This is a genomic window from Ruegeria sp. CDSA193 (assembly GCF_059611885.1).
In genome coordinates this window covers 515,215-533,786 of the sequence record NZ_JBXWPN010000001.1, presented here as the reverse complement: position 1 = coordinate 533,786, position 18,572 = coordinate 515,215, and the positions used below count along the sequence as shown (strand labels likewise).

Genomic DNA, 18,572 nt, shown 5'->3' with positions numbered 1-18,572 from the left:
TAAACTATCCTTGAATGCAGCCATCTCGTGGTCACTGTTCTGGTGATCATTTCACTCAATCAGGAAGCCGGCACGTGCGACGCCAAGGACTGCAAGGCAACGTAATCCGCCCGTTTAGTCAGGGCGGGCAGGGTTCTTTACTCATTCGCAGGTTGCATCACTTTCACAGGAGAACAACCTCATGAACCCGTTTACCCAGCCATTTGAATTTCAGGCAGCGGCAATTCGATTTGCCGGTGAGGCAATGACCAACCATTTGAAAATCATGCAAATTCTGACCAACTCTGCGATTGAACTGCCCTTCGCCCAGGTTCAGGCCCTGCGTGTCGCCTCCGAAAAGACTGTTGCTGACGTGAAGGCACCTGAGTTCAAATCTCAGGCGATGCCTGTGGTCAATGCTGATCCGCAACCTGCGGCAAAGGTCAAAGTGGCCGTCCAGAAAAAGGTAGAAGTCAAGGCAAAGGCCGAATCGCCCAAGCCCGCCCTGGCGAAACCTGTGACAATAGCCAGAGCGTCGGGGGGTGCGAAAAAGGCACAGACCAAATCCGCGGCAAAACCTGCAGTGGCAAAAGCCGCGGCCCCAAAAGTCGCAGCTAGGCCCGCTGCCCCCAAAGCCGCTACGGCAAAGCCTGCAGTTACCAAAACCGTAACTGCCAAATCTGAAACGCCCAAAGTAGAAGCCGCTAAACCTGCTGTAGTCAGACCTGCAGTGGCAAAAACTGCTGCTCCCGCCGCAGCGATCGACGCTGCTGTTGCAAAAACCGCAGCTGTTAAACCCGTAGCGTCCAAGGTGAAGGCAGATCGGGTTGCAACCGCCAGACCTGCACCTGCAAATCCGGCCGCGCCGAAGGCTCAGGGGGGACAGGCGGCAGCTGCACGCCGGTCACGCGCGCCTTCGAAACCGCCCGTGATGCCCGTCTCGAGCAGCAAAACCGAAAAGTAATCGGGACATCCGCTTGACACAGTCGTGCAGGCGCGCCAACGCTGCGCCTCATGACGGACATGCGCCCGGTAGGATATGTGATTGGCCTGTTGGTCGCCATTCTTGGGGCGACCATGATGTTGCCCATGCTTGCGGACCTTATCGAGGGCCGCGGCGAATGGCATGTTTTCCTTGAAAGCAGCGTTATCACCATTCTGACCGGCGCTGTCCTTTCTATGAGCTGCTCAAATGGCGTTGGCGAAGGGTTGACGATCCGTCAGACCTTTCTGCTCACGACCGGCGTTTGGGTGGCTTTGCCTTTATTTGGGGCAATTCCTTTCCTGTTCGGGGAAACCGAGCTGCGCTTTGTAGATGCCTATTTCGAGGCCATGTCTGGCCTTACGACCACGGGATCGACCGTGATTTCCGGGCTCGACGGGCTGCCGCAGGGGTTGCTTTTGTGGCGCGGTGTGCTGCAATGGCTGGGCGGTATCGGGATCATCGTTGTTGCAATGGTTTTTCTGCCCGAGCTTCGGGTCGGAGGAATGCAGATCTTCCGTTCGGAAGGTTTCGAAACCATGGGTAAGATCCTGCCGCGGGCGCAAGAAATCGCAGGCCAGATTTCCCTGATCTACGTGTTCCTGACCGTGGTCTGCGCGCTTGTTTACACCGGTCTTGGCATGAGCTTTTTTGACGCCGTGGTTCATTCTATGACCACAATCTCGACCGGTGGGTTTTCAAACTATGATGCATCGTTCGGTACCTTCTCGGGTCCGGCGGAATATGCGGCGTCGATTTTCATGATCCTCGCTGCCCTGCCATTTGTGCGTTATGTTCAGTTTGCCAATGGCAGCACCGGCTCCCTGTTCCGCGACAGTCAGATTCGGGCGTTTTTGGCCACGATCGTGGTTCTTGTAGCCGTCATGGCGGTGTTTTTGACCTCTGTCTTTCCGCATCACTGGGAACAGGCGGTGCGGGAATCGCTGTTCAACATCACGTCGATCATTTCAGGTACCGGTTATGCCAGCGTCGATTATATGGGTTGGGGCAGTTTTCCGATCATGGTGTTCTTCCTGATTGGCCTGATCGGAGGGTGTGCAGGATCAACTGCCTGTTCGATCAAGATTTTCCGCTATCAACTGCTGTTTGCATCCATCAAAACTCAAATCCGGCGTATCCGTTCACCGCATGGGGTGTTCATGCCTCTCTATGACGGGCGTCCCATCGGAACGGATGTCCTGACTTCGGTCATGAGCTTTTTCATGTTCTTCGTATTGTCTTTGGGCTTCCTGGCATGGGCGCTGGCGCTGACCGGGCTGGATTTCATTACCTCTGTCTCGGGTGCAGCAACAGCATTGGCCAATGTTGGTCCCGGCCTTGGGGATCAGATCGGACCAGCGGGTAATTTCAGCGGGCTCAGCGATACAGCCAAATGGCTACTATCTGCGGGGATGCTGGTCGGTCGGCTTGAACTGCTCGCGGTCTATGCGCTGTTCACAGTCCATTTCTGGAGAAGTTGATGAAAAGACCACTTGGCGCTCAAATCTCGCACATGCTCCGGGATCGGGGTGTTGATGTGATTTTTGGTATCCCCGGCGTTCATAATCAGGAGATGTATCGCGGGATCGAAGAAGCCGGCATCACCCATGTTCTTGCGCGGCACGAGCAGGGGGCCGGTTTCATGGCGGACGGATATGCGCGCGCAAGCGGCAATCCTGGCGTGGCCTATGTGATCACTGGGCCTGGGCTGTGCAACATCATGACACCCATGGGGCAGGGGTATTCGGATTCGGTGCCAATGCTGGTGCTGTCCTCCTGCCTTGATGATGATCAGGCGCTGCAGGGACAGCTTCATCAGATGAAGGATCAACGTGCCGCCGGAGAAACGGTCGCGGATTGGTCGTTGCAGGCTAGTACAGCTTCGGCCGCCTATGGCCTGGTTGAACGTGCTTTCGAAGAGTTCGCGCTGAGCCGCCCCAGACCCAAGCACATACAGGTGCCGATTTCGCAGCTTAAGGCACAGGCTGACCCAGCCCCATTCCCGAACCAGCCGGGTTTGCGGACAAAGGCTCTGCCGCCGGACGTCGCGCCGGTCTTGTCGATGCTGAACATTGCGCGCAGGCCGCTGTTCATTCTGGGAGGCGGTGCAAGATCAAACCTGTGGCGGCAGATTCTGACACAGATCGGAGCGGCCTGTTTCACCACCTATGCGGGGCGTGGAATGGTGGGGTTGGATTATGCGTTGGATTTTGGCGCTGCCTTGTCTCGTCCCGAAAGTGCCCAGATCATCGCCTCCGCCGATCTTGTGGTGGTCGTCGGAGCCGAGCTGGGTGAGGTCGATCTGTGGCGCGATGCGCTGGGGCATACGGCCAATATGATCCGCATTGATCTGGACCCTCAGGTCCTGTCAGACCATCATCGGGCCTCGGTCAAGTTGCAGGCGGATGGCGAAAGCTTTGCCCAAGCGATGTGGGCGTCTATCGACCATGTCAAACCGGCAAATGGCTGGTCTTCGGATGAGGTCTCCGAAGCCCGCAGTAAATGGCGCGCGGAGATTGACGCAGAACGGCCCGGAATTGTCCCGGTGTTGGATGCCTTGCGTAAGGCAATGCCAGCGGATGTGATGGTGTATTCGGACATGACCCAGTTCGCCTATGTTGCCAAGGGGGTGTGGGAAATGCCTTTCCCCTATCATTGGCACCACCCGAACGGCTTTGGCACGCTGGGCTATGCGTTGCCGGCTGGAATAGGTGGCGCTATCGCGCGGCCGGGCAGGCCGACTGCTGTGATTGCTGGGGATTATGGCTTTCACTACACGATGATGGAATTGGGCGTGGCGGTAGAGCTGGGTTTGCCCCTGCCGATCATTCTTTGGGACAATGGCAAGCTGAAAGAGATCGAAGACAGCATGGTGGGCAGTCAGATCGCCCCGAATGCTGTCGTTGCGCGTAACCCTGACTTTTGCAAACTGGCCGAGGCATTCGGCGCCTTGTCTGCTGCGCCCTCAACACTGGAAGACATGCAGTCTGCGGTGCGAAAAGCGTTTACCGCTAAGGGGCCGACATTGATCCGGATCACTCCGGACATATGGCGCGCAGAATAAAAAACGCCGCCCGGATGGGCGGCGTTAATGCGCGATTTTACGAACTCAATCCCAGCATTGTACCAGAACAGTCATCCCATTTGCCCGGCGGCTAAGCTCATTGGGTGAGACCTGCGTGGCGGCGGTGGCGCTGGATTGACCTGCCAGCCCAGCCTTGCTCAGCGCCTTGTTCAGGCTCTCTGTATTGGCAGACAGGCTGACCGAGGCGGGCAGGGTCCGCCCATTCGTCGGGGTCGGCAAAAGCATCCCGACCACCTGACCGTTGCCGTCAAACACGGGGCCTCCTGCATCGCCGGGTTGGGTGGCCAGCGCCAGACGCTTCACGCCATCCTCACCGTTCAGGCCGCGCAGGTCGGCGATCTGCCCATATGACAGCGTCGGACCGCCCAAAACGCCCTGATACGAGAATCCGGAGACCGCAACCTCGGACTGAATCCGCGGCTTGGTGCTGCTGAACTCGGCCACGCTGATCGGGGAAAGGTCGCGGCTTGGCCGCAGAACGGCGATGCCGAGATTGGGATCGGTCGAGGCGACCTCAAGCTCGTGCGCGCCGTCCAGCGTGATCCGCGAGCAGCTATCTGCCGCCTCGGTCACGGTCAGGACGGTGCCTTTGGCATCCGCAAAGAACCCCGAGCGTGACAGGCGCGGTTTGCGAACCTGCAGGCCGGATACAAGATCAATGCTTTGCGCAGCGTCTGATCCGGCGGCGGCGTCAAGAACCGCATCAGTGGTGCTAAAGCCCGCTTTCATGGCGGCAAGAACGCGGGTACGGCGCGCCTCGTCCCCTTCGGGCCAGACCAGGGTAAAACCTTTGATCTGACCATCTTTCAGCTTGGCCTCGGTATAGGACACAATGTCATTACCGCGACCTTCCAGCGTAAAGCTGTCATCGCGCAGCTGGCGAGGGCCTTCAAGCGGAACGATTTCCAGCGACTGCATGACCTCAAAAAGGGCCCGCAGGGTTGCTTTGGTGCCATCCTGACTGATCAGCAGGGCCTGAGCATTCAGGTCGGTCGAGCCGTTGAAATGCACGAAGGGGGCCTCGTAACGGTCGAATGCAACAACACCCAGCGGCATGGCCATCTCGATACCTGCCTGTGGGTCTGTGTAGAGCTGCATTCCGGCGCTGACTAATGGCGCGTTATAGTCATCCATCAAGGCCTTGCGCTGTACCGTCGTCAGAACCCCGGTCGCCTCATATCCGTTGAAACTTTGCCAGTCGCCCATCGAGCGACGCGTTCCCTGTCCAAAGGCACCGTCAATCGTCGAGTTGTAGAAACCGGCTGCCTGAAGTGCGGTTTGAAGGCCCATACGCTCCTGCGCGCTCAGCAATCGTTCGCTTTGCAGCGCCTGTGATCTGGTTTCATCGGCAATTTGCGGGGTTGCCTCGGCCACTGGTTGTTCCGGTTCAGATGCGACCGGCGCTGTCACAGCGGCCTGGTCCTGAGTATTCGCACTGACCGGCCAGAACTGCTGCCCCAGTGTGTTCGAGAAGGCGATAAAGCTGTCGGCTGGAATTTGCCCCTCTGCGCGGTACACCCGCAGAACTTGCTCGGCATCGCCGCGCAGATACGGGCCGATCACAATGGCATACCAGCCCGAATTCAGGCGAAATCCATTTACGTCTGGCAACGCGCCAGAATAGGTTTGTGCGCGTTCCTGGGCTTCACGCAGCGAAGGCTGCGCCTCGACCTGGACCCAAACACCTCCGTCTTGCTGCGCAAATGATGCCCGCACGCCGAAAAGGAAAAGAACTGAAATTACCGTTAATATGCGTCTCATTGTGTGCCTGTGTCCGCGGTGTTTTTCTGCGATGAAGAGTACGCGATATGCGGGTTGAAACACCATGCCTGGAATACGGGGAATTTCCAGTTTGGCCGCTCAGTGGCTTCCCGGGCACACTGTCCCGTTGACGCCCCTTGGCCCCTTGCATAGGAAGGGCAAAACCCACCGGAACAGGGCGCAATGGCGTCCAAAGGGAATGTGATGACCGTTAAGTCCAACGCACCTCGCTCTTTTCAGGAGATCATCCTGCGCCTTCAGACCTATTGGGCGTCAAAAGGCTGCGCCATTCTGCAGCCCTATGACATGGAGGTCGGGGCAGGGACATTCCATCCAGCGACTACTTTGCGCGCTTTGGGGTCCAAGTCCTGGGCCGCAGCTTATGTGCAGCCCTCGCGCCGCCCAACAGATGGGCGTTATGGCGAGAACCCCAATCGCTTGCAGCACTATTACCAGTATCAGGTGTTGATCAAGCCTAGCCCGCCGGACCTGCAGGCGTTGTATCTGGGCAGCCTTGAGGCAATCGGCATCGACATGGACCTGCATGACATCCGGTTTGTCGAGGATGACTGGGAAAGCCCAACCCTGGGCGCCTGGGGCCTGGGCTGGGAGGTCTGGTGCGACGGCATGGAAGTCAGCCAGTTCACCTATTTCCAACAGGTCGGAGGCCATGACTGCGCGCCGGTTTCAGGTGAATTGACCTATGGGTTGGAGCGGCTGGCGATGTATGTGCTGGGTGTTGATCACGTGATGGACATGCCCTTCAACGATCCGCAGTCACCCAGCCCGCTGACCTATGGTGACATATTCAAGCAGACCGAAGAAGAATATGCCCGCTGGAACTTTGACGTGGCCAACACCGAAGTCCTACTGCGCCATTTCGAAGAGGCCGAGTCCGAATGCGCCAATATTCTGGCGCAAGAGCATGACGATCCAAAAACCGGTAAGCGTATCGTAATGGCGCACCCGGCCTATGATCAGTGCATCAAGGCATCACATATCTTTAACCTGTTGGATGCGCGTGGCGTGATCTCGGTGACGGAACGGCAGGCCTATATTGGGCGCGTGCGGACCTTGGCAAAGCAATGCGCCGACGCCTTCGTTCAGACCGATGCCGCCGGGTACGAGGTCTGATGCGGCAGTTACGCCAAACCGGGAAGCAGAACTTTAAGTCCGTCCGCGATCATGCTGATTGCGATGGCAGACAGGATCATACCCATAAAGCGGCTCATGATCACCCGAGCGTTGTCCGAAAGCCGCTTGGACAGCGCCGCGGCGTTCCAGAATGTGACGAACAGCAAAAACAGCACTGCCAGAAAAACGCCCGCATAGAGTATGACGTCCATAGGTTTGGACATTTGATGTGCATAGAGGATCAACGTTGTGATTGTGCCAGGCCCAACGAGGATGGGAAAGGCCAACGGATAAAAGGCGACGGTGTCGGGCTCGGGATAAGATTTCTTTTCGCCTTCGGTTCCGTGATGCGCCGTGCTCTCGGTGCCGCTCAGCATGTTCAGGCCGATCATCAGGACAACAAGACCGCCCGCAACGCGCAGATCATTGACGCTGATGCCGAACAGTCCCAATGTCTTGCTGCCAATGGCTGCAAAAGCACCGCCCAGGATCAGACAGTAGGTGACGGTTTTCACCGCAACCTTGCGTTGATCTGCGGGGGTCAGACCATCAGTCACGCTCAGAAAAACGGGCAAGTTGGTGATCGGGTTCATGATCGCAAAAAGCGCGCCGAAAAAACCTGCGGCGAGAGTCGTGTCCATTTTCATTACCCTAATGTCAGCCTGTATCAGGTTGGAAACTGGCCCATTTTTGACCTCAATGAAAGAGGCCACGTGAATAGGATGCTCGAACGATGACCGGAAAACTACTTGCTATTCTCCTTCTTGGGTCGGCTGTTCTGGCTGGTGGGGCCATGTACTATCTGCAAGTTTACGGCTTTTATTATGAAGTGGTCTCAAAGCCGGGACAGGATGTCCGTTTGCTAGCAATCGGCGCAGATGAGCCCGAGACCATCGCCTATACGGACTTTCAGGCGATTGATGCGGACAGCTCTCCGATTCGATACCGCGCCTGCTTTGAAACTGACCTGAAGCCAGCAGATCTGGCTGGTTATCAGACCGCCAATGACCCCGAACCGTTGACGGCGCCCGGATGGTTTGAGTGCTACGATGCCATTGAGATTGCCAACGCGTTGCAGACCGGTCAGGCGCAGGCCTTTATCGGGGCTAAGAATATACACTTTGGCGTGGACCGGATCGTCGCTGTAACCCAGGATGGAAAAGGCTATGTTTGGCACGCGCTGAACAACTGCGGGGAAAAGGCCTATGACGGCACGGTCGTCGGAGAGGAATGCCCGCAGCAACCGGAAACGGGGCAATGACTTATCTCATCCCGGATATGATCGCCGCCACGTTGGGTCTGGCTGTATATCTTTTGGGGGCGGAGTTGAACACGCAGGTGAAGCTGCTTCAGCGCTTCAACATACCCGAACCGGTCAGCGGCGGGTTGGTCGCAGCGCTGGTGATGTTGGGATTATACATGGCCACAGGCATCTCATTCGATTTTGAGATGGCCACGCGGGATTACATGCTGGTGCTGTTTTTTGCGGCAATTGGCCTGAATGCCCGGTTCCTGGATCTGCTTACCGGCGGCAAACCTCTGTTCTTGCTGTTGGTTCTGACACTGATCACCATCATCATGCAAAACGGCATTGGTGCCGTCGGGGCGGTTGCATTTGGCTTTCCTGCCCAATCCGGAGTGTTATTCGGATCAGCTGCCCTGATCGGAGGGCATGGAACCGCCATTGCATGGGCGCCGGACGTTGGTGCCGTAACTGGGTTGGAAGGCGCGACCGAGTTGGGGGTCGCAGTGGCGACATTGGGTCTGGTGTTGGCCGCGGTGGTTGGCGGTCCTGTGGCCAAGTATCTTGTCGAACGCTATAATCTGACCCCCGACCGCCCCAACGAAGAACTGACAGTTGGTGTCGCAACCGAAGAACAGCGTTATCCCGATATTACGCCGCTTGGTTTGATGCGGGTCATGCTGTACCTCCATCTTGCCATTATCATTGGCTATGGTGTGAATGTCCTGATCGCAGAGGCCGGCCTGAAACTTCCCCTGTTTGTACCTTGTCTGATCATTGCCATTTTGATCGGCAACCTGCGCAGCTGGTTGCGGCCAAATGCAGTTCCCGTCAGCCGCACATCCGCGCTTGGGCTGGTTTCAGAGCTTGCGTTGGGTACCTTTCTGGCCATGTCGCTGATGAGCCTGCAGTTGTGGACGATTGCGGAACTTGGTGTGACCATTTTGGTCGTACTGGCGGCACAAACCGCCTTTACGGTAATCTTCGTTATCTACGTGTTGTTTCCGGTGATGGGGTCGGGATATCGCGCCGCGGTTCTGGCCGCAGGCTTCGGTGGGTTTGCGCTGGGCGCGACCCCCACCGCCATCGCCAATATGACCGCCGTAACCAAGCGATATGGCCCTTCACCTATTGCCTTTATCGTACTGCCCCTTGTATCCGCATTCTTTGTGGATATCGCCAATGCCATCGTCATCCAGACGATCGTCAATTTCTAAGGACTGACTATGCCCGACCTGCTGATCGAACTGTTTTCCGAGGAAATCCCTGCACGCATGCAAACCCGTGCCGGTGAAGACCTGAAAAAGCGGATCACCGATGGTCTGGTCGAGGCCGGTCTGACCTATGCCGGGGCCGCCTCTCTGACCACGCCCCGTCGTCTGACTTTGGCGGTCGAAGGCTTGCTGGCCGAAAGCCCGTCCATCCGCGAGGAACGCAAAGGCCCGAAAGTGGGCGCACCCGATAAGGCCATCGAAGGCTTCCTGCGCGGCGCCGGCCTGACCCGCGATCAGTTGGAAGAGCGTGAAACGCCCAAAGGTGCGGTCTATTTCGCGATGATCGAAAAGCCTGGTCGCCCGGCGGCTGATATCGTGGCCGACGTGCTTGAGGCGACCATTAGGAACTTCCCCTGGCCCAAGTCGATGCGCTGGGGCAGTGGACCGATGCGCTGGGTACGTCCGCTGCATTCGATCCTGTGCCTCCTCAGCGATGAGGCAGGCGCGCAGGTCGTGCCTCTTGAGGTCGAAGGGATCAAATCCGGCGACACGACCGAGGGCCACCGTTTTATGGCCCCGAACCGGTTTTCTGTCACGTCGTTCGAGGATTATGCCGCCAAGCTGAAACGCGCCTTTGTTGTGCTATCGCCTGAGGAACGCGCCGAACACATCTGGAACGACGCGCAGAACATGGCGTTTGCCGCCGGTCTGGAAGTGGTCGATGACAAGGGCCTGCTGGCCGAGGTCGCCGGGCTGGTCGAATGGCCCGTGGTGCTCATGGGGCAGATCGACGAGGAATTCCTGGAACTGCCACCCGAGGTGCTGCGGACCTCGATGAAGGAACACCAGAAATTCTTTTCCGTGAAGAACCCCAGAACCGGCCGGATTGAACGTTTTATCACCGTCGCCAACCGCGAAACCGCCGACAATGGCGCGACCATTCTGGCGGGGAACCAAAAGGTGCTGTCGGCGCGTCTGGCCGATGCCAAGTTCTTTTGGGAGAACGACCTGCGCATTGCCAAGTCGGATATGACTCAGTGGACCCGCGCATTAGAGAACGTGACCTTCCACAACAAACTGGGCACACAGGCGGAACGGATCGACCGCATCGCAGCACTTACCCGCGAACTGGCCCCAGTGGTCGGAGCAGATGCGGATCAGGCCGAGAAAGCCGCGCGTCTGGCCAAGGCCGATCTGAGCTCGGAAATGGTCTATGAATTCCCCGAACTTCAGGGGCTTATGGGGCGCTATTACATTGAGGCAGCAGGCGAAGACGCTGCCGTGGCCGCCGTGGCGCAGGAGCATTACTCGCCGCTGGGCCCGTCTGACGATGTGCCAACGGCACCGCTTTCCGTGACCGTGGCGCTGGCCGATAAGCTGGACACGCTGACCGGGTTCTGGGCGATTGATGAGAAGCCGACGGGGTCGAAGGACCCGTTTGCCCTGCGCCGTGCGGCGTTGGGGGTTATTCGTTTGATCTTAACGAACGGCCTTGGGCACTCGTGGCGTAGAATAATTTCTATTGCCACGCGAGCGGCGTTTGGTGCTCGGTACACATCTAATAGGGCCACAGCGCTTATGTGGATAAAAGAATATATTTCCTATTTGCCAACAGAATTTAGTGAAAAGTACTCTAGTTCTCTGAAAAAGGGGCGATACTCCGGTGATCAGTTTGCGGAAATGCTGGCGGAGGCGCAAGGCTTGGGCCTCTTGGATTCCGCATATTCTGTAGAAAGCCCTGAAATTGAAAATAGTTTCTGGGAGTTTCTCCACGACCGCCTCAAGGTCTTCCTCCGTGACGAGGGTGTCCGCCACGACATCATCGACGCCTGTATCGCGATGGAGCGCAATGACGATCTCACACTACTGGTCAAACGTGCCCGTGCTCTGAATGCGGTGATTGCGACCGAGGACGGAGAAAACCTCGTGCAAGGGTTCAAGCGGGCCAACAACATCCTGTCTCAGGCGGAAGAGAAGGATGGGGTGGAATACTCCTATGGTGCGGATGTGAAGTTTGCCGAAACAGACAGCGAGAAAGCGCTGTTTGCAGCATTGGATCAGGCTCAGGCGCGGATCGATACAGCACTGGCGTCCGAGGATTTCCCGGCCGCGATGACGGCCATGGCCGCGCTGCGCGGGCCGGTGGATGCGTTCTTTGAGGATGTGCAGGTCAATACCGACAATGACATCCTGCGCCGCAACCGTCTGAACCTGCTCAGCCAGATCAGGAAGGTCTGTTCCAGCGTGGCCGATCTGGCCCGAATCGAAGGTTAACGCTCTTGCGCCACGGGCGCAGGGGCCTATGCTGCGGTGAAACCAAAAGGTGCCGCAGTGCAGAATAACCCGCATACCACTCTGATCACAGCCGAAGCGCCCGTAGCGGCGAATACTCATGGCGGGCGCGCGAAATGCCTGCAGCGCCTGGTTCGGCTGGATTTTCCCGTACCACGAACGGTTGCATTGTCCTTTGATGCAGTGCAGCGGATCGCCGGCGGGCAGGTGCCCGACATTGCGGCCATTCTCGAACAGTTCGACGAGGCGGCGCTGCTATGTGTTCGTCCAAGTTCCGAGGACCCCGATTGGGGCGGGCCTGGGGCAATCCTCAACATCGGTATGAATGATGCGCGCTATGTGGATCTGTCAGACGAGATGGGGAACGAGGCCGCGGCTGCACTGTCGCTGCGCTTTGTTCAAAGCTATGCCATTCATGTGGCGCGTCTGGATGCGGATGTGTTTGACGACATCGAGGCCGATGGGCTGGAAGGTCTGCGCCAGTCGTTGCGGGCCTATGAGGATGAGACCGAAGAGCCCTTCCCACAGGATCGTGGTGAGCAGCTGGTCGCGGTTCTGCGTTCGATGGCGCGGGCTTGGGATGGAACCTCAGCCCGGCTGTTACGCCAGGCAAAAGGTGCGCCAGCGGATGCAGGTCTGGGCCTGGTCATTCAGGAGATGGTCCCGGGTGTGGGGCAGGGTGAATGCGGGTCCGGCGTTCTGCAACTGATTGATCCGACAACAGGGCTGCAGCAGATAACCGGTCGTTACCTCAGCCAAAGCCAGGGTCGCGATGCGTTGGGCGAGGGGGTCGCTGCGCTGTATCTGGAAAAGGATCCGCGCGGTAAGTCGCTTGAGGAAGTTGCGCCCAAGGCATTCGCGGAACTCAAGGCACATGCTGCAATCATGCGCGAAAAGCTGCGTGAGGAAATGCAGGTCGAATTCGTCATCGAAAATGGGCACGTTCACATTCTGGACGGTGTGCGCGTGCAGCGCAGTGCCCGTGCTGCCATGCGGATTGCCGTTCGGTTGGCCGAGGATGGCATCATTCCTCAGCAAGAGGCGGTGATGCGGGTCGATCCGCATTCTCTGAACGAGTTGCTGCACCGGCAGGTTCACCCCGACGCGCGCCGCGATGTGCTGACCACAGGCATTGCAGCCAGTCCAGGGGCGGCAACCGGAAAGCTTGTGTTTACTGCGGCCGAGGCGCAGGCCAGTGCCGCGCGGGGCGAGCCCTGTATTCTGGTGCGCCGAGAGACGTCCCCGGAAGATGTCCGGGGAATGCACGCCGCAGTGGCTGTTCTGACCGAAAAGGGTGGGATGACCAGCCATGCGGCCGTGATTGGTCGCGGCTTGGGCCTGCCTTGCATCGTTGGCGCCTCTGAAATGCGGTTTCAGACCAAAGAGAAGATGTTGACAGCCCAGGATGGCCGCGTTTTCAAAACGGGCGACAAGCTGACGATAGACGGAACTTCGGGGCAGGTTCTGGCGGGGCAGCCCGCGATGCTTGAGGCGGCGTTAGACGATTGTTTTCAGACGCTTATGAGCTGGGCAGACGCCGAACGTGATATTGAGATCCGCGCCAATGCCGATACGCCTGCGGATGCGCAGACCGCTCGGAACTTTTCGGCACAAGGGATCGGCCTGTGCCGGACGGAACATATGTTCTTTGATCCCGGCCGCCTGATCGTGATGCGCGAAATGATCTTTGCCCAAACCTCTTCCGGTCGTGCGGCGGTTCTGGAACGTCTGCTTCCGATGCAACGCGCAGATTTCGTGCAACTTTTTCGAATTATGGAAGGTCAACCGGTCTGTATCCGCCTGTTCGATCCGCCGTTGCATGAGTTCCTGCCCACGACTCGCAGTGGCCAGCGTGAATTAGCAGAGGCACTTGATCTGCCGGTTTCGGATGTGGAACGCCGTGTCGCCGAGATGACCGAATATAATCCGATGTTGGGATTGCGCGGCGTCAGGCTGGGCATCACGGTGCCGGAAATCTATGATATGCAGGCCCGGGCAATCTTTGAGGCGACGCTTGAGGCCAGCAAAGAGGGCGCTCTGGTGGTCCCCGAGGTGATGATACCGCTGGTTTCGGCCAAGCGCGAGGTTGAGCTTGTCAAATCTCGGATAGACACGGTTGCGGCGTCGGTAGCCGCTGAACGAGGGCAAGAGTTCGAATATCGGCTGGGGGTCATGGTGGAAACGCCGCGTGCCTGCCTGCGGGCGGACGAAATCGCTCCACAAACTGCGTTCCTTAGCTTCGGCACCAATGATTTGACCCAAATGACCTACGGATTGTCTCGTGATGACGCTGGTCGTTTCATGTCTGCTTATGTGCGTCAGGGTGTTTTCGCCGAGGATCCGTTCCACGTGCTAGATCCCGATGGTGTAGGGGAATTGCTGAAGCTGGGGTCTGAACGCGGACGCCGGGTTCAGCCGGACGTGACCCTGTCGGTCTGTGGTGAACATGGCGGAAACCCCGAATCAATCGCAATTTGTCGGGATTTGGGGTTCGACTATGTGTCATGTTCACCCTTCCGGGTACCTGTCGCTCGGCTGGCTGCCGCTCAACTGGCGATTTCGTCCAGACTTGGGGGTTGACAGTAACTGCCGACCCAAGGATTAGTGGGAAAAGAAGGTAGCCGTCGTCAACTTATTTTGACGTTACGGCGATTTTCCACTTGCATCTTCTTCTGATCTGGACGTTTCCGATTCAATTCGGTATGAGCCTCATCGCGCCCGCCGGGGGAGGGTATGGCGCAGAATGTGCCTGTGCGAGGTTATCTGATGCTAAGATATATTCTGGCTGTTGCCGTTATGGCGACAACCATGCTGCCTAGTGTGTCCTTCGCTGAGAGGGAAGCAACCGATACTGCGAAACGTGAGCTGGTCGCCCGTAGCGAACTGCCCGGTCAGAATTTTCGCGATTATCTGAATTTGTTCAAGCCCCGACAGGAGCCTGAGCCGAAAGAAGTGTCCTACTCCAAGAGCTGGTTGGACGAGCAACCCACCGCCACCGGAGGCGAACAGTTCAAGTGCCTGGCCGAGGCGTTGTACTTTGAAGCGCGCGGCGAAGGCGTGCGCGGTCAGTTTGCTGTGGCGGAGGTTATCCTCAACCGTGTTGCCAGCAGCCGCTTTCCCGACACGCTGTGTGGTGTGATCAATCAGGGCACAGGTAAGAAATACCAGTGCCAGTTCACCTATACCTGTGACGGTCAAGAGGAAGTGATCCGTGAAAAGAAGGCCTATGAGCGTGTAGCGAAAGTCGCGCGTACAGCCATCGACGGGGCTGCCAAAAAGCTCACCGAAGGGGCTACGCATTATCACACGACCGCAGTGCGCCCGTCTTGGGCCAAGGTCTACAAGGAAACCGCGCGTATCGGTGTTCATATTTTCTACCGTCACAACTATCAGACGGCGAGCAACTGATTGACGCACCCGCGCTGGAACCCTACTGGCGCGGGACGAAAATCGGTTTAGATTGCGGGCCAAGGAGGCCCGTATTGTTGTTATCACGCAGACAGATATTGCAATCCGGTACAGCAATGTTGCTGTTGCCCAAGGCAGTGCATGCCGCGATAGATGATTTGGTTGCCCAGATCGTCTCCCGTCAGCTGGCCCCTGACGGATACCCCGAGACCTCGGTTTGGTCCTTTTGTGGAAATGTGCCCGGTTCAGAAATTCGCCTGCGCAAAGGGCAAAGCGTCCGGCGCAGATTGGTAAACGATTTGCCCCAACCCGCTACGATCCACTGGCATGGCATTCGGATTGTCAATGCAATGGACGGAGTTCCGGGTCTGACGCAGGACGCTGTTCAGCCTGGCCACAGTTTTACCTATGACTTTGTGGTCCCGGATGCGGGGACATATTGGTATCATGCCCATAACCGATCCATGGAGCAGGTTGCGCGTGGCCTCTACGGCCCATTGATTGTCGAAGAAGATAATCTGCCTGATGTGGATCAGGATTTGACCCTTATCCTGGACGACTGGCGATTGACCCCGGAAACCGGACAGATCGTCGAAGATTTTGATAACCAGCACGACCTCAGCCACGCCGGGCGTTTGGGTAATCTCGTCACAGTTAATGGCCAGTTTGATCCAGAATATGCAGTGGCGCGCGGCGCGCGCCTGAGGCTGCGGCTGATCAATGCGGCAAATGCCAGGATATTCGATCTGGGGCTTGATGGTCTGACAGGTTGGATCGTCGCTTTGGATGGAATGCCTCTGGTTGACCCTTTGCCGTTTTCCGGGAACGTCCCGCTTGCACCTGCTCAGCGGATGGATCTGATCGTGGATGTGCAAAGTGATGAGGGTCAGATTGCCGGGCTTGTTAGTCAAGAACGCGGTGAAAGCTTCGGTCTGGTTCGGCTTGCGGTGGCCGGTCAGGCGGCGGCAAACAGGACTGGAATCCGCCCTTTGCCAGCAAATGAGATGCCTAAGGTTCGGCTGGACGACGCACCGATCCATCGCATGACGCTGCAAGGCGGGGCCATGCGCTGGCTGGATTCCGCTAATATGGGCGAGACCGAGCTATCAGGCCGTGAATTGGCCCAACTCGGGAGGTTTTGGGCATTGAATGGCAATTCTGATCGACCGGATGAGCCGTTTCTGGATGCACGATTGGGAAGCGCTCATCAGATTGAGTTTGTCAATGAAACGGCGTTTCCCCACGCTATGCACCTGCATGGGCACCATTTCCGCATCATCCTGGATGACGGCACGCTGGGCCCCTGGCGCGACACAATACTGATAGGGCGGGGTCAGACCCGTAAAATCGCGCTGATTGCTGACAATCCAGGCGACTGGTTGTTACACTGCCATATGCTGGGTCATTCAGCATCGGGAATGATGAGCTGGTTTCGCGTCAGCTGACGCCGCATTCGAAGACTGGAATGGCGCTTGTTGCAGTGTTATAGGGCCTGCAATGTGTAAATAGGTCCGAAAAGTCCACCAAGCCCAAAGGGTCAACCGCATGAGTTCTGAAATCCGTCTTGCCTTTGCGCACCCCTCCGAGCGGTCCGAAGCGACAGCCACGCGGGGACCTCTGGATCGCATTTCTCTGCGGGACCATATTGTCGAGGTCGAAATTGGCGCTTTTCAGGCCGAGCGCGGAACGACGCAACGCATTTGCTTTAATATCGTTGTCGAGGTGCGCCCTTTGACCGATCCGATTGACGACGATGTTGATCGCATTTTGTCATATGATCGTGTGACCGAGGCTATCGCCTTTGAACTGTCAGCCGAGCGGTTGAACCTGCTGGAAACTCTGGCAGATCGGATTGCGGAAAGAATTTTGCTTGAGCCTCAGGCCGTAAGGGCTTTTGTAAGAATAGAAAAACTGGACCGAGGACCCGGCGCTTTGGGCGTCGAGATCGTGCGCGGTAAAGATGCATCTCACCACGATCTGGTCGAGGAAGAGCGTCCGCACCCGCGTTTGGCCTTCCTGTCAAACGAAGCAATCGCTTCGGACAATCTGACCGGTTGGATCGACCAGTTGGAGAATCGGAAACGCCCCTTGATCCTATGCGTTGGGGCGGCGGAGATGGCCGTTTCACAAACCGGGCACGCCATGACACAACGCCGGATCGACCTTTTGGCCATCGAGCAAAACGCCTGGGTATTGGCCGCGCGTGACCTTCGCTGTGTCGTCGTTTCAACGCGGACTGAGTTGGATTGGGCCATGAAGAACGGACAGATTTGTGTTTGGGCCCCGTCTAAGATCGTTCTTGATGCGGTGGATGGGCCATCTGCCGCACCCTCTGACGCGGTCGCTTTGGCGGCGTGGTTTGCCGCGACTTTCGAAGCAAGTGAGCTGTTGGTTTTCGGAGGCGCCCTGCCGGAATCGCCACAGATTCCGCTGCGCGCTGTGCCGGTGGATCAGGCGAATCTGTGACTGCTTACTACCGACCCCTGGTTCAGCATGGTGAGGTGCGCCCTGAAGGGGCGGTGACCTTAGCCGGTCAGAAGCTGTGGTTTACCCATGTCGAACGTCTGAGCCGGACTGAAGCCGCGTGCATCATCCCGGCTGCGCAGGTTCCGGGGGATGTGCTGGATCGACTGACACGTCCACGGGCAGCTGTTTCTGGAGTTGCGATGGATTGCCCTCAGATCATGGGGATCCTCAACGCCACGCCGGACAGTTTCTCGGATGGCGGGGTGCATAACTCGGTCGAGGCGGCACAGGCTGCGGCTCGGGACATGGTATCGCGGGACGCCAGTATTCTTGATATCGGAGGAGAGTCGACACGCCCGGGTGCAACCTTTGTCCCTGAAGATGAGGAAATCGCCCGTACGGAACCTTTGGTTCGGGCGATCAGATCGACGACCGATGCGTTGATTTCCATAGATACCCGCAAAGCCGCCGTTGCCAAAGCCGCTTGGAAAGCCGGGGCAGGGCTGATCAACGACGTCTCGGGCTTTACCTTCAATCCGGACCTTGCGCCGTTCTGTGCCCAGGTTGGTGCGTCCGTTTGTGTGATGCACATGCAGGGCGATCCAGGTTCGATGCAGGACGACCCGACTTACGACAGTGTTTTGCTGGATGTTTATGACTTCCTACATGGGCAGGTCGGGTTTCTTGAAGACCTCGGCATGAGCCGTGACCAGATCGTTATCGACCCGGGCATAGGATTTGGCAAAACCGAAAAGCACAATCTTATCCTTCTGCAGAATCTCAGCCTGTTTCACGGTTTGGGGTGTCCGATCCTGCTGGGCGTGTCCCGAAAGGGGTTCATCGGGCAGATTGGCAAAGAGCCCCGCAAAGATGCCCGTGCGCCGGGATCCATCGCCGTGGGGCTGGCCGGATTGGCACAGGGTGTGCAGATCCTTCGTGTTCATGACGTCGCTGAAACCGCTCAGGCCTTGCGTCTATGGGCCGCCGTCCGGTAATCCGGTCGCAACA

The 18,572-nt window shown here is 57.7% G+C and carries 14 protein-coding genes; 12 read left to right on the top strand and 2 right to left on the bottom strand.

The features are described 5' to 3' along the window. Positions 1-181: 181 nt before the first annotated feature. Genes AC2FLG_RS02630 through AC2FLG_RS02620 form a run of 3 tightly spaced genes read left to right on the top strand, consistent with a single transcriptional unit; the run spans position 182 to position 4,025 of the window. On the top strand, positions 182-943 hold the full coding sequence (locus AC2FLG_RS02630; protein WP_496704878.1) for a hypothetical protein: 762 nt from the start codon (positions 182-184) through the stop codon (positions 941-943). 50 nt (positions 944-993) lie between these two features. Next, a complete protein-coding gene (locus AC2FLG_RS02625; RefSeq protein WP_496678166.1) occupies positions 994-2,442 on the top strand; it encodes a TrkH family potassium uptake protein in 1,449 nt (482 codons plus the stop codon). Beyond that, entirely contained in the window at positions 2,442-4,025 is a 1,584-nt protein-coding gene (locus tag AC2FLG_RS02620; protein WP_496695029.1) for a thiamine pyrophosphate-binding protein, read from the top strand. The genes AC2FLG_RS02625 and AC2FLG_RS02620 overlap by 1 nt, the downstream gene beginning before the upstream one ends. 45 nt (positions 4,026-4,070) lie before the next feature. On the opposite strand, the gene AC2FLG_RS02615 is transcribed toward AC2FLG_RS02620, so the two are convergent. Beyond that, positions 4,071-5,807, bottom strand: coding sequence for a serine protease (locus AC2FLG_RS02615; protein WP_496704876.1), 1,737 nt, complete (start codon positions 5,805-5,807; stop codon positions 4,071-4,073). Positions 5,808-6,011: 204 nt separating this feature from the next. On the opposite strand from AC2FLG_RS02615, the gene AC2FLG_RS02610 reads away from it, so the two are divergent. Further along, positions 6,012-6,941 carry a glycine--tRNA ligase subunit alpha gene (locus AC2FLG_RS02610; protein ID WP_496690759.1) on the top strand — a complete coding sequence of 310 codons (930 nt, stop codon included), beginning with the start codon at positions 6,012-6,014 and terminating at the stop codon, positions 6,939-6,941. 8 nt (positions 6,942-6,949) lie between these two features. On the opposite strand, the gene AC2FLG_RS02605 is transcribed toward AC2FLG_RS02610, so the two are convergent. Then, positions 6,950-7,582 carry a MarC family protein gene (locus AC2FLG_RS02605; RefSeq protein ID WP_496690758.1) on the bottom strand — a complete coding sequence of 211 codons (633 nt, stop codon included), beginning with the start codon at positions 7,580-7,582 and terminating at the stop codon, positions 6,950-6,952. Positions 7,583-7,674: 92 nt separating this feature from the next. Here AC2FLG_RS02605 and AC2FLG_RS02600 point away from each other — a divergent pair, with 92 nt between their 5' ends. From AC2FLG_RS02600 to folP, 8 genes are all read left to right on the top strand, one after another. Next, complete coding sequence (locus tag AC2FLG_RS02600; protein ID WP_496700055.1) at positions 7,675-8,202, top strand: DUF6446 family protein; 528 nt, start codon at positions 7,675-7,677, stop codon at positions 8,200-8,202. Next, on the top strand, positions 8,199-9,401 hold the full coding sequence (gene gltS / locus AC2FLG_RS02595) for a sodium/glutamate symporter (RefSeq protein ID WP_496700057.1): 1,203 nt from the start codon (positions 8,199-8,201) through the stop codon (positions 9,399-9,401). The genes AC2FLG_RS02600 and gltS overlap by 4 nt, the downstream gene beginning before the upstream one ends. Before the next feature lie 9 nt (positions 9,402-9,410). Further along, positions 9,411-11,672 (top strand): glycine--tRNA ligase subunit beta, encoded by a 2,262-nt coding sequence (glyS, locus tag AC2FLG_RS02590; RefSeq protein WP_496704875.1) that lies wholly within the window; start codon positions 9,411-9,413, stop codon positions 11,670-11,672. 36 nt (positions 11,673-11,708) lie between these two features. Beyond that, the gene (locus AC2FLG_RS02585) at positions 11,709-14,270 is read left to right on the top strand and encodes a putative PEP-binding protein (protein WP_496704873.1); all 2,562 of its coding nucleotides are present in this window, start codon (positions 11,709-11,711) and stop codon (positions 14,268-14,270) included. 153 nt (positions 14,271-14,423) lie between these two features. Next, positions 14,424-15,098 carry a cell wall hydrolase gene (locus AC2FLG_RS02580; protein WP_271946407.1) on the top strand — a complete coding sequence of 225 codons (675 nt, stop codon included), beginning with the start codon at positions 14,424-14,426 and terminating at the stop codon, positions 15,096-15,098. A gap of 116 nt (positions 15,099-15,214) precedes the next feature. Further along, positions 15,215-16,543, top strand: a complete 1,329-nt coding sequence (locus AC2FLG_RS02575) for a multicopper oxidase family protein (protein WP_496704871.1) — start codon at positions 15,215-15,217, stop codon at positions 16,541-16,543. Between the two features lie 100 nt (positions 16,544-16,643). Then, on the top strand, positions 16,644-17,564 hold the full coding sequence (locus tag AC2FLG_RS02570) for a dihydroneopterin aldolase (RefSeq protein WP_496704869.1): 921 nt from the start codon (positions 16,644-16,646) through the stop codon (positions 17,562-17,564). Beyond that, on the top strand, positions 17,561-18,559 hold the full coding sequence (gene folP / locus AC2FLG_RS02565; protein WP_496704867.1) for a dihydropteroate synthase: 999 nt from the start codon (positions 17,561-17,563) through the stop codon (positions 18,557-18,559). Before AC2FLG_RS02570 ends, folP begins: the two co-directional genes overlap by 4 nt. Positions 18,560-18,572 lie beyond the last annotated feature (13 nt).

Excerpts from the sequence above, each read along its gene's own strand:
- AC2FLG_RS02630 (WP_496704878.1), top strand. The coding sequence starts at position 182 with ATGAACCCGTTTACCCAGCCATTTGAATTTCAGGCAGCGGCAATTCGA.
- AC2FLG_RS02625 (WP_496678166.1), top strand. The coding sequence starts at position 994 with ATGACGGACATGCGCCCGGTAGGATATGTGATTGGCCTGTTGGTCGCC.
- AC2FLG_RS02620 (WP_496695029.1), top strand. The coding sequence starts at position 2,442 with ATGAAAAGACCACTTGGCGCTCAAATCTCGCACATGCTCCGGGATCGG.
- AC2FLG_RS02615 (WP_496704876.1), bottom strand. The coding sequence starts at position 5,807 with ATGAGACGCATATTAACGGTAATTTCAGTTCTTTTCCTTTTCGGCGTG.
- AC2FLG_RS02610 (WP_496690759.1), top strand. The coding sequence starts at position 6,012 with ATGACCGTTAAGTCCAACGCACCTCGCTCTTTTCAGGAGATCATCCTG.
- AC2FLG_RS02605 (WP_496690758.1), bottom strand. The coding sequence starts at position 7,582 with ATGGACACGACTCTCGCCGCAGGTTTTTTCGGCGCGCTTTTTGCGATC.
- AC2FLG_RS02600 (WP_496700055.1), top strand. The coding sequence starts at position 7,675 with ATGACCGGAAAACTACTTGCTATTCTCCTTCTTGGGTCGGCTGTTCTG.
- gltS (WP_496700057.1), top strand. The coding sequence starts at position 8,199 with ATGACTTATCTCATCCCGGATATGATCGCCGCCACGTTGGGTCTGGCT.
- glyS (WP_496704875.1), top strand. The coding sequence starts at position 9,411 with ATGCCCGACCTGCTGATCGAACTGTTTTCCGAGGAAATCCCTGCACGC.
- AC2FLG_RS02580 (WP_271946407.1), top strand. The coding sequence starts at position 14,424 with ATGGCGCAGAATGTGCCTGTGCGAGGTTATCTGATGCTAAGATATATT.
- AC2FLG_RS02575 (WP_496704871.1), top strand. The coding sequence starts at position 15,215 with ATGTTGCTGTTGCCCAAGGCAGTGCATGCCGCGATAGATGATTTGGTT.
- AC2FLG_RS02570 (WP_496704869.1), top strand. The coding sequence starts at position 16,644 with ATGAGTTCTGAAATCCGTCTTGCCTTTGCGCACCCCTCCGAGCGGTCC.